This is a genomic window from Daejeonella sp. (assembly GCF_049655485.1).
GTDB lineage: Bacteria > Bacteroidota > Bacteroidia > Sphingobacteriales > Sphingobacteriaceae > Daejeonella.
The window spans coordinates 1-10,956 of record NZ_JBASJU010000027.1 but is presented as its reverse complement, the minus strand read 5'-3'; the positions used below and the strand labels follow the sequence as shown (position 1 = coordinate 10,956).

10 protein-coding genes are annotated in these 10,956 nt (G+C 42.4%); 7 read left to right on the top strand and 3 right to left on the bottom strand.

Annotated features, from left to right (window positions below; all coding sequences use genetic code 11):
- The 5 genes from accB to WBJ10_RS01385 all read left to right on the top strand — a co-directional run.
- The coding region (gene accB, locus WBJ10_RS01405; RefSeq protein ID WP_424287773.1) for an acetyl-CoA carboxylase biotin carboxyl carrier protein at positions 1 to 254 on the top strand (254 nt) is incomplete at its 5' end.
- Positions 255 to 281: 27 nt separating this feature from the next.
- On the top strand, positions 282 to 1,622 hold the full coding sequence (gene accC / locus WBJ10_RS01400) for an acetyl-CoA carboxylase biotin carboxylase subunit (RefSeq protein ID WP_424287772.1): 1,341 nt from the start codon (positions 282 to 284) through the stop codon (positions 1,620 to 1,622).
- A 141-nt stretch (positions 1,623 to 1,763) separates the two neighbouring features.
- A complete protein-coding gene (gene tatC / locus WBJ10_RS01395) occupies positions 1,764 to 2,639 on the top strand; it encodes a twin-arginine translocase subunit TatC (protein ID WP_424287771.1) in 876 nt (291 codons plus the stop codon).
- A 40-nt stretch (positions 2,640 to 2,679) separates the two neighbouring features.
- On the top strand, positions 2,680 to 3,114 hold the full coding sequence (gene rpiB / locus WBJ10_RS01390; protein ID WP_424287770.1) for a ribose 5-phosphate isomerase B: 435 nt from the start codon (positions 2,680 to 2,682) through the stop codon (positions 3,112 to 3,114).
- Positions 3,115 to 3,135: 21 nt separating this feature from the next.
- Complete coding sequence (locus WBJ10_RS01385; protein ID WP_424287769.1) at positions 3,136 to 4,740, top strand: M28 family peptidase; 1,605 nt, start codon at positions 3,136 to 3,138, stop codon at positions 4,738 to 4,740.
- 215 nt (positions 4,741 to 4,955) lie between these two features.
- Here the strand turns inward: WBJ10_RS01385 and WBJ10_RS01380 are convergent, their stop codons facing one another.
- Complete coding sequence (locus tag WBJ10_RS01380; protein WP_424287768.1) at positions 4,956 to 5,609, bottom strand: hypothetical protein; 654 nt, start codon at positions 5,607 to 5,609, stop codon at positions 4,956 to 4,958.
- Positions 5,610 to 5,767: 158 nt separating this feature from the next.
- Here WBJ10_RS01380 and WBJ10_RS01375 point away from each other — a divergent pair, with 158 nt between their 5' ends.
- Entirely contained in the window at positions 5,768 to 7,147 is a 1,380-nt protein-coding gene (locus WBJ10_RS01375) for a LutB/LldF family L-lactate oxidation iron-sulfur protein (RefSeq protein ID WP_424287767.1), read from the top strand.
- A gap of 80 nt (positions 7,148 to 7,227) precedes the next feature.
- A complete protein-coding gene (locus WBJ10_RS01370) occupies positions 7,228 to 9,210 on the top strand; it encodes an alpha-ketoacid dehydrogenase subunit alpha/beta (RefSeq protein ID WP_424287766.1) in 1,983 nt (660 codons plus the stop codon).
- Between the two features lie 22 nt (positions 9,211 to 9,232).
- On the opposite strand, the gene WBJ10_RS01365 is transcribed toward WBJ10_RS01370, so the two are convergent.
- Positions 9,233 to 9,841: a SprT-like domain-containing protein gene (locus tag WBJ10_RS01365; protein ID WP_424287765.1), complete on the bottom strand. Its 609-nt coding sequence runs from the start codon at positions 9,839 to 9,841 to the stop codon at positions 9,233 to 9,235.
- Between the two features lie 3 nt (positions 9,842 to 9,844).
- The coding region (gene feoB / locus WBJ10_RS01360; protein ID WP_424287764.1) for a ferrous iron transporter B at positions 9,845 to 10,956 on the bottom strand (1,112 nt) is incomplete at its 5' end.

Genomic DNA, 10,956 nt, shown 5'->3' with positions numbered 1-10,956 from the left:
ATGAGACTGCTAACTATATCACAGTCAAGTCGCCGATGATCGGTACTTTTTACAGGTCAGCAAGCCCTGACAAGCCATTACTCGTAAATGTTGGCGACGAGATAAAAACCGGACAAGTGCTTTGTATAATTGAAGCAATGAAGCTTTTTAATGAGATCGAATCGGAAGTTAGTGGACGTATAGTAAAAATATTGGTCGACAATGCCAGCCCGGTCGAATACGACCAGCCTTTGTTCCTGGTTGAACCAGCATAATTGATTTTCAAATCGACAAAGAAATCTATGTTTAAAAAAATACTTATTGCAAATCGTGGAGAGATAGCTTTACGGATCATTCGTACCTGTAAAGAGATGGGTGTAAAAACAGTAGCTGTTTATTCTACCGCAGATCGCGACAGCTTACATGTACGATTCGCAGATGAAGCGGTCTGTATCGGCCCACCAGCCAGTAAAGATTCCTATTTAAGCATCCCCAATATTATTTCTGCAGCCGAATTAACAAATGCAGATGCCATTCATCCCGGTTATGGTTTCTTGTCTGAGAATGCAAAATTCTCAGCAATCTGCCACGATTACGGGATTAAATTTATCGGTGCCACCGCTGAGCAAATCAACGGAATGGGCGATAAAGCTTCCGCGAAGGAAACGATGAAACTTGCTGGCGTTCCTACAATCCCAGGATCTGAAGGTTTGCTTTCCGACGTTAAAGAAGGAATTAAGATTGCAAATGAAATAGGCTATCCTATAATACTTAAGGCCACCGCTGGTGGTGGAGGCCGTGGTATGCGCATCGTCTGGAAAGACGAAGAATTTGAACCAGCATGGGATTCAGCCCGGCAGGAATCCGCTGCTGCTTTTGGTAACGATGGCCTTTATCTTGAAAAATACGTTGAAGATCCACGTCATATTGAAATCCAGGTTATCGGCGATCAATATGGCAAAGTTTGTCACCTTTCTGAAAGAGACTGCTCTATACAGCGACGTCACCAAAAATTAGTTGAAGAATCCCCTTCCCCGTTCATGACAGATGAATTAAGGGAACGTATGGGTGAAGCAGCTATTAAAGGTGCACAGGCCGTGAATTATGAAGGAGCAGGCACCGTTGAATTTCTTGTAGATAAACATCGCAATTTCTACTTCATGGAAATGAATACCAGGATACAGGTAGAACATCCGGTTACCGAAGAGGTTATAAATTTTGACTTAATTAAAGAACAAATTAAAGTTGCTGCAGGGATCCCAATTTCCGGTAAAAATTACATCCCGGCAATGCACGCCATTGAATGCAGGATAAATGCTGAGGATCCTTTTAATAACTTCAGGCCATCTCCCGGATTAATCACCCATTTCCATTCACCGGGCGGGCATGGCGTGCGTGTTGACACTCATGTTTACGCAGGATATCAGATCCCACCCAATTATGATTCAATGATTGCTAAGCTGATTTGCGTTGCTCAAACCCGCGAAGAAGCCTTAAGCACAATGGAGCGATCACTTAGCGAGTTTGTAATCGAAGGTGTAAAAACTACAATTCCTTTTCATTTGCGTTTAATGAAGGATCCAAATTTCCGGGCCGGTAACTTTACTACCAAATTCATGGAAAGTTTCGACCTTACTGAATAGCTAATAAAACTGATTGAAAGCAAAATTCGTTTATTTGCATAGGGTAGAATATCCTGAGGTAACAAATAAACTGATTATCATTAAATATGCTACGAATACCATTCTAATTCAAACAGAATGGTATTTTTGTTTTACAAAATTATGAGCGAAGAACGCAGCGACCTGTTTAAGGCAATAAAAGAAAAAGGCAAAACCATTGAAGCTGAGATGTCATTTTTCGATCATCTCGATGTGCTTCGCGGACATTTGATCAGAGCAGCGATTGCCATTGTGGTATTCACCATTCTGGCATTCAGCTTTTACGATTTTATCTTTACTCAGATAATAATGGCCCCTGGTCAAACAGATTTCTGGACTTACAGAATGATGTGTGCTGCCACTGAAAGATTTAACCTGGGAGCAGAATTCTGTGTAACCAAACTGAACTTCATCATCATCAACACCCAGCTGGGAGGTCAATTTACATTGCAGTTGAATTCTTCCCTGATGATTGGTGTGGTCTTAGGCTTCCCCTATTTATTATATGAGATCTGGCGTTTTGTCAAACCCGCACTTCATGAAAATGAGCGTAACTCAGCATCAGGATTCGTTTTATGGGCATCACTCCTGTTCGTTACTGGCGTGTTGTTTGGCTATTACATCATCTCACCTTTGTCGATTAATTTCCTATCAAATTATGAAGTAAGTTCCATCATCAATAATAATATTGAAATTGATTCTTATTTCTCAATTCTTGCTACACTTACCATTGGGGCTGGAATAACTTTTGAACTTCCTATAATCATCTATATTCTTTCTAAACTGGGTATAATGACACCGGCGTTTATGCGTTCTTCCCGTAGATATGCCACAGTTATTATTTTGATCGTTGCAGCGGTTGTTACGCCAACTCCTGACCTTTTAACCATGTTTACGGTAAGCTTACCCCTCTTCCTTCTTTACGAAGCCAGCATTTACGTTTCTGCGCAGGTAGAACGCCGCAAAAAGAAAGCAGAACTTGACTTTTATAAGAATTAGTAATGAAATCATGTCAGTTGATAAATCATAGATTTACAAGATGAATAAAACTTTAAATATCGCAATTGGCGGAGACCACGCTGGTTTCGAATACAAATCACTCCTGATCGACTTCCTAAAGGATTATTCAATAAAGGATTTCGGAACGTACAGCAGCGATTCAGTTGACTATCCCGATTTCGCTCATCCTGTTGCCAGTGCGGTGGAAAGCGGAGAGTTCGACCTGGGTATTTTGATCTGTGGAAGTGCCAATGGAGTTGCTATCACTGCTAACAAACATCAGGGAATAAGAGCTGCAATTTGCTGGAATCCGGAACTTGCCGAGCTTGCAAAAAGCCACAATAACGCAAATGTATTATGTATCCCGGCACGTTTTGTATCGCAAGAACTTGCTAAAGAAATTACTTCCAAATTTTTAGATACTGCGTTCGAAGGCGGACGACATGCAAACAGGGTGAGTAAAATCTCCTGCTAATTTTACACTAACCATTTAATAATGAAACTAAAACAATCAGTATGGGCATTACTTGTTTTGTGCTTCTCGATGCATGCATTTGCACAGGATCCAATCGCACAAAAATATGCCGGAGTAATTACTCCAAAACTCGGTAAGAAACATTTGAGGATACTCGCTTCAGATAAATTTGAAGGCAGGGAAACCGGGAAATCTGGCGCGGAAAAAGCCGCGAACTATATTGCCAAAGAATTTAAAAAACTTGGTTTAATTGCTCCTGTCAACGGATCTTATTTCCAGGAAGTTCCACTTGTAGAAACTAAATTTGAGGTTAGCTCTTTTACTGCCAACGGTACCACCCTTACACAGGGGAAAGATTTTCTTTTCAGTGGAAGCGGAGCTGGCAAAACCATCACAGCCAGCGACATCGTATTCATCGGATATGGTATTAGCTCTGATAATTATGACGATCTTAAAAACATGGATATCGCTGGTAAAGTAGTGATGCTTGTCAATAAGGGAGAACCAATGGTAAATGGTGTTTCTGCTATCAGCAAAACATCAGCGGCATCCGACTGGAGCACAAGCCGTTCAAAACGTTTGCAAAATGTGATGAGTAAGGGCCCAGGTTTAATTCTTGCAGTAAGCCCTGATGTTGCAAACAGCCTTACACAGTATCGTCCGGCTAACGGCAGACTGAGCTTGAAAAAAGCGAATGTTACACCTTCAACAAGGCCATCTGCAGCTCCGATAGTTAGTATAACTCCGGAAGTTGCCAATAACCTTCTGAAAAACTCAGGCAAAACATTCGATGGCTTAAAAAGTGCGATAGACAGAGATGGATCAACACAGTCACAGCCCTTGAAAGCTGCGATATCATTAAGTTACGGACCTAATTTGAAAGATGTACGTTCAACTAATGTTCTTGGATATCTTGAAGGTTCTGACTTAAAAGATGAAGTTCTGGTATTTTCTGCTCACTACGATCACATCGGTTTAACGACAGATGGCGGTCTCGACAAAGTAAATAACGGAGCTGATGATGATGGTTCAGGAACAACAGGAGTACTTGAGATTGCACGTGCTTACGCGAAAGCTAAAAAAGCCGGTAAAGGTCCAAGAAGAAGTATCTTATTTCTATTAGTTACGGGTGAAGAAAAAGGTTTATTAGGTTCTGAATGGTATGCCGAAAATCCAATATACCCAATGGCTAATACCATCACCGATCTTAACATTGACATGATCGGAAGAACCGGTGAAGAATATAAAGGTTCAGCAGATTCTGCAAATTATTGCTATCTGATTGGTTCTGATAAACTAAGCTCAGATCTTCATAAAATCAGTGAAAATGCAAACGCAGTTTATACAAAAATGAAGATCGACTATAAATACAATGATCCTAAAGATCCGGAGCGTATTTATTATCGTTCAGACCATTATAATTTCGCTAAAAACGGGGTGCCCATTGTGTTCTATTTTAATGGAGTTCACGAAGATTACCATAAAGCTTCTGACGAAGTGAGCAAGATCAATTTTGACTTACTGGCCAAAAGAGCACAGCTTGTATTTTATACCGGCTGGGATTTAGCTAACCGCGATAAGAGACCGGTGGTTGATGTTAAGAATGATATGCCGAACTCGAGATAGGTGATAGGTGAAAGGAGAAGGTAAGTAAATTGAGCCTGGCTCCTCGACAATAAAAAAAATCCTTCGTTCGTAAACTGAACGAAGGATTTTTCATTTAAACAATAAATCTCAGTTAACCGCCCCCAGTCCTTGCTCCTTGCTCCTTGCTCCTTGCTCCTTGCTCCTTGCTCCTTGCTCCTTGCTCTTTGTTCCTGGTTCCTGGCTCCTGGCTCTATTCAATTCCTCACATAAACCGGCAACCTATTCGTCCTCACCTTACGGTCAGCGTCAAAACGTACGATAGCGTTTGACTGGGATGAATGGTAAAGCGACAAATCCATGTCGGTTTCGCCTGCCCTTGTTCTTGGCATTCCTACACCAGTACTGCGTCCCTGGCTAAGTATCCCTTCTATAACAGAGGCTCCAATATTAATGCCTGCTGCAGCTGCTCGTGACATGTAACGAACATTTTGAACCCTTACTCTAAGGACCATATCCGTCCCCAGTATTTTTGCGATTTCTTCAGAAGGCAGTTTCCATGAATCCTTTAAGGAGATACCATTCTTTTCAAGTTTATCATTAATAACCTTGATGTCGATGAGTTTTACATTGTGCTTCTTCCGGATCACTCTGTCGGATGCATGATAAAGAAAATCATCATATACTTCCTGTTGTAATCTGGAACTTTCCTCGTTTTCCATTTTCGCAATGCGTTCTTCATCCCAGTTTTTGGGCAGATTTCCCGTAAATATCACCTCGGCAGGCAGAATAGCCAAAGTTTGTCCGCTAACGTTGTTCCTGGAGAAAAATGATTTGTCTTTATAGACTTGTGAATTGCATGAGGCTAAAACCAATATAGCCGGCAAAATAATTGTAATTAATGGTTTCATAAAATAATCATTTGGTACTTAATACTTTATAGACGGTGACCAGCAGGGAAGAGTTACAGTGCGACTAAAATTAATCTGTTAAGCACCAGCAAATTCCCACAATATGCGAAATACAAACAATACAGGGCGTTAAGGTTCAAAATACCTAAATTTGCTAGATGAGCAGTCTCGCATCCGAATTCGTCTCCACGTCCGGCAAAAAAGCTTTTGATCTGGATCACAGGCGAATCATAAATAATAATATCGGCAAGTATGATACGGCAGTGGCGAGAGGGCTTTCCAGGTTTGCAGACCTGGAGAACTCGAAGCGTAAAGCCCACACCATCAAGTGGAAAGTAATGGAGAATCTGGACAAACTATTGCCAGAGTTCGAGACTAACTTTCAGCGCAGGGGTGGAAAAGTAATATGGGCAAACGATGCTGCAGAAGCCAATAAAGAAATATTAAATATTCTTAAAAAAGCCAATGCCAGGACTGTAATAAAGTCGAAATCGATGGTTACTGAGGAAATTCACTTAAACGAATTTCTCGAAAGCAACCATATAGAAACTTTAGAGAGCGATCTGGGCGAATATATTGTACAGCTACTCGGACAAAAACCATATCATATAGTTACCCCGGCTATGCACCTGAGCAAGGAGGATATAGCTAAACTATTTAACGAGAAATTCGGGACACCTATTGATGCAACACCTGAACAGCTCACGCTCAAAGCCAGAGAACTTCTGCGGGAAAAATATACCACTGCGGATGTAGGTATCACTGGAGGAAACTTTCTCATAGCCGACAGCGGAAGCATAGCATTAACCGAAAATGAAGGGAACGCCCGGCTAACTACAACCTTCCCTAAAATTCATATTGCTATTGTAGGTATTGAAAAGATCATCCCCTCTATAAATGACCTTGATCTTTTTTGGCCGCTGCTGTCGACCCATGGAACAGGTCAGAATCTTACGGTTTATAATACCATTCTCAGCGGTCCCAGACAAAGTGATGAAACTGATGGCCCGGAAGAAATGTATGTGATACTGCTCGACAATGGCAGAACAAACCTCCTTGCCCAAAAAGACCAGCGCCAGGGTTTATACTGTATCCGCTGCGGCGCATGTTTGAACGCTTGCCCGGTTTATAAAAATATCGGGGGCCATACCTACGAAACCACCTATAGCGGCCCTATAGGTTCTATCATTACGCCGCATATGGCTGGCATGAAAGAGTTCAAACACCTCAGCTATGCTTCCAGTCTCTGCGGAAAGTGCTCAGAAGTCTGCCCCGTCAAAATCGATATTCATAAAATGCTTTTATTGAACCGACGGGATGCCGTGACTGAAGGCTTAAACCCCAAAACTGAAAACATCGGGTGGAAGGGTTGGAAAATGGGCATGATGAAACGGAAGACAATGGATATGCTCGGGGGCGGCTGGAAAAATGGACTACTCAGGTTGTTCTTCAAAAAGACCTGGGGAAAGCAGAGAAAGCTACCGGAAGTATCAAGGGAATCTTTTAGTAAACAGTGGGGGGAAAGAGGTGAAAAGTGAAAACTGAAAGTGGAAAACTGAAACTGAAAGCCGAAAGCTGAAGAGGAAAAACTGAAATAGACTGAAAATTGCATAGCCACATGAAATTCGACACGAGAGATCTTAGTGATAAATCCCTTATAAAATTTTACAAGCATCTCCTTAAACCCCGAATGATCGAGGAGAAAATGTTGATTCTGTTAAGACAAGGCAGAATTGGCAAGTGGTTTTCAGGAATTGGCCAGGAGGCGATTGCAATCGGAACAACTTTAGCTATGCGGCCGGAAGAATATATCCTACCCATGCACCGTAACCTTGGGGTATTTACGAGCCGTGACATACCCTTATCCCGATTAATGGCGCAATGGCAGGGAAAGAGTTCAGGATTTACCAAGGGCCGCGACCGTTCTTTTCATTTCGGAACTAAAAGATTTAAAATTGTTGGAATGATTTCCCATTTGGGACCACAGCTTGCTTTAGCTGATGGGATCGCGTTGGCGGACGTGCTGAGAAATCAAAAGAATGCAACCCTGGTTTTTACAGGTGAAGGGGCTACCAGCGAAGGTGATTTTCACGAAGCTCTAAATGTGGCCGCCGTTTGGGACCTTCCGGTGATATTTATCATAGAGAATAATGCTTATGGTCTTTCTACACCTACTAATGAGCAATACCGATGTAAGAATCTTGTCGACAGAGCTATCGGCTACGGTATGGAAGGCTATCGCATTGATGGCAATAATATCCTGGAGGTTTATCATACCATTAACGATATCGCCCAGAATATCCGCCATACACCACGGCCCGTCCTCGTGGAATGTATGACATTTAGAATGCGTGGCCACGAAGAAGCATCAGGAACAAAATATATCCCCCAGGAACTTTTTGACGAATGGGAGAAAAAAGACCCCCTCAAAAATTATGAAGAGTTTCTTTTAGAGGAGAAAATAATTGACCAGCAGCTGATCAATGAAATACGGAGCGAATTTAAGGCAGAGATTGAGACAGAAATAGAACTTGCTTTTTCTGAAGAGGAAATAACAGCTGATACAGATACCGAGGTCAATGATATGTATGCACCTCATTCTGGTGTGGCAATCGAACCTTCGAATCCATCAGCTAAAACAGATAAAAGGTTTATAGATGCTATTAGCGATGCCTTGCGCCAGTCCATGCGGAAATTTCCAGAGCTCGTTATTATGGGCCAGGATATCGCTGAATATGGAGGGGCTTTCAAAATCACACAAGGATTTGTGGAAGAGTTCGGAAAAGGACGCGTCCGTAATACGCCTATCTGTGAATCGGCAATTGTGGGAGCCGCGCTGGGCCTTTCTATTAACGGCTACAAAGCGGTTATGGAGATGCAATTTGCCGATTTCGTTACCTGCGGATTCAATCAAATTATCAATAATCTGGCGAAAACCCATTACAGATGGGCGGAAAAAGCAGATGTTGTTGTTCGAATGCCCACAGGAGCTGGGACAGGAGCCGGCCCTTTCCATTCACAAAGCAATGAGGCGTGGTTTACTAAAACACCGGGACTAAAAGTTGTATACCCTGCCTTCCCCTCGGATGCAAAGGGGCTCTTAACCGCTGCAATCAATGATCCGAACCCGGTGATGTTTTTCGAACATAAATACCTTTACCGGGCCATTTCTGAACCTGTCTTTGATGATTACTTCACGTTAGAAATAGGAAAGGCCAGGCTGGTTAAACAGGGTGAGCAGTTAAGTATTATCACTTACGGTCTGGGAGTACATTGGGCACTCGAATATCTCAATGAACACCCTGAAGTTTCCGCCGACCTGATTGACTTGCGGAGCTTGCAGCCCTGGGATAAGGACTCTGTAGAAAATTCCGTCAAAAAAACCGGCAGAGCGCTTATATTCCATGAGGACACTTTAACGGGTGGTTTTGGGGGTGAGATTAGTGCACATATTGCGGAACATTGTTTTGAGTTTCTGGATGCGCCGGTAAAGCGATGTGCAAGTCTCGACACCGCCATACCAATGAACAAGGCTTTGGAGGATAATTTCCTTGCGAAGGCGAGGCTACATGAACAGGTAAGTGGGCTTTTGAAATATTAAGGAATCATCAATGCTATACCCCCTACCCGATCTTCGTTACCTCCGAAAGCGGATTAAACAAATAAACCGCCCCAGTTTTTACCTCCACACATTTAAACCGTTTCCTCACCAGTTCCCCCTTTTTAAAAACCCGGTTATTCTTGATAGAAAACAGGCTGTTAATCGGTAGTATCTCCACATGCACAACTCCCTCCGGCTTTTTATCATACCGGTTTAAAACCCGAAATAAATTAAGATCAGTACAACTCGAAGCTGAAGGATTCTCCAGATAATTCACAATGGCATGCCGAACATCCGGCGGAAAAATATCCTGATCAAAGAATGGTTTCATCATTCTCTTGAAATTCGACTTCCACTCCTGCCCGTGAGGCTTCGCTTTTCGCTTATGCTCGTTCCAGGTAAGTAAATGAGCAAATTCGTGAACGGTAGTGATTAGGAAAGCATAGGAATTAAGATTATAGTTGACCGAAATCCTGTGCCCTTCATTTTTGAAAGGATGACGGTAATCTCCATATTTCGTACTACGCGTACGGGATATCTTAAAATCACATTTAAAATAATCTATCCAACGGGCAATAATAGGTGCTGCACCGGCAGGCATGTAATTACTAAGTACCTCGACTTTATCCAATTTCTATTTCAATAACTGGTACACTACAAAGCTTGCAATATAAGCCAGACTAGTCATGTAGGCAAATTGTATCGCTGGCCATTTCCAGCTTTTGGTTTCCCGGTACACTATTGCGATTGTACTGATACACTGCATCGCGAAAGCATAAAAAACCATCAGTGAGAAGGCTACCGCAACCGTAAATACGGGTAACCCTGTTTCCGGATTCTCCGCAGATAACATTTTATCACGTACTGAAGCCAGATTTGAATCATCAGCCTGGACACTGTAGATCGTAGCCATCGTCCCTACAAAAACTTCACGGGCAGCAAAGGATGTGATCAGGGCAATACCTATTTTCCAGTCGAAACCCAATGGTTTTATGACAGGCTCTATAGTTTTACCTAAAATGCCTGCATAAGAATTCTCTAGCTTTTCGGAAGAGATCATCCGGTCGATTTCATTTGCGGAATAGCTTTCAACGAAAGATGATGCCTGATATTTTTTCTCAATGTTATCAAACCTCACCGATGGACCGTATGAGGACAGCACCCACAAAATTATAGATACTGCGATAATGATTTTACCCGCCTCAAAAACAAAAGCTTTAACACTCCGGTACATGGTTAGCAATACGTTTTTCCATCGAGGCATGCGATATACCGGAAGTTCCATAATGAAATAACCACGTTCACGCGATTTGATGATAACCTTCATCACCCAGGCCACAATGATAGCGCTGATAATACTTAAAACGTACAAAGCCATTAAGGCAATCCCCTGCATATTGATAAAACCCCATACCTTCTGGTCGGGAACGACCATGGATATCAAGAGCGTATAAACCGGCAAACGCGCAGAACATGCGATTAGTGGTGTGACCATGATGGTAATCATTCTGTCCTTCCAGTTCTCGATATTACGCGTACTCATAATGGATGGAACCGCACAGGCAAAACCACCAATCATTGGAACAATTGATTTTCCGCTAAGGCCCACTTTACGCATGATCTTATCCATCATGAAGGTCACGCGCGACATATAGCCGGTATCCTCCAGAATAGAAATAAAGGCAAAAAGGATGGCAATCTGAGGAATGAAAATCAGAACCCCGCTTAATCCTGCCAGTACCCCGT

Excerpts from the sequence above, each read along its gene's own strand:
- WBJ10_RS01375 (WP_424287767.1), top strand. The coding sequence starts at position 5,768 with ATGAGCAGTCTCGCATCCGAATTCGTCTCCACGTCCGGCAAAAAAGCT.
- WBJ10_RS01380 (WP_424287768.1), bottom strand. The coding sequence starts at position 5,609 with ATGAAACCATTAATTACAATTATTTTGCCGGCTATATTGGTTTTAGCC.
- tatC (WP_424287771.1), top strand. The coding sequence starts at position 1,764 with ATGAGCGAAGAACGCAGCGACCTGTTTAAGGCAATAAAAGAAAAAGGC.
- rpiB (WP_424287770.1), top strand. The coding sequence starts at position 2,680 with ATGAATAAAACTTTAAATATCGCAATTGGCGGAGACCACGCTGGTTTC.
- WBJ10_RS01385 (WP_424287769.1), top strand. The coding sequence starts at position 3,136 with ATGAAACTAAAACAATCAGTATGGGCATTACTTGTTTTGTGCTTCTCG.
- WBJ10_RS01370 (WP_424287766.1), top strand. The coding sequence starts at position 7,228 with ATGAAATTCGACACGAGAGATCTTAGTGATAAATCCCTTATAAAATTT.
- accC (WP_424287772.1), top strand. The coding sequence starts at position 282 with ATGTTTAAAAAAATACTTATTGCAAATCGTGGAGAGATAGCTTTACGG.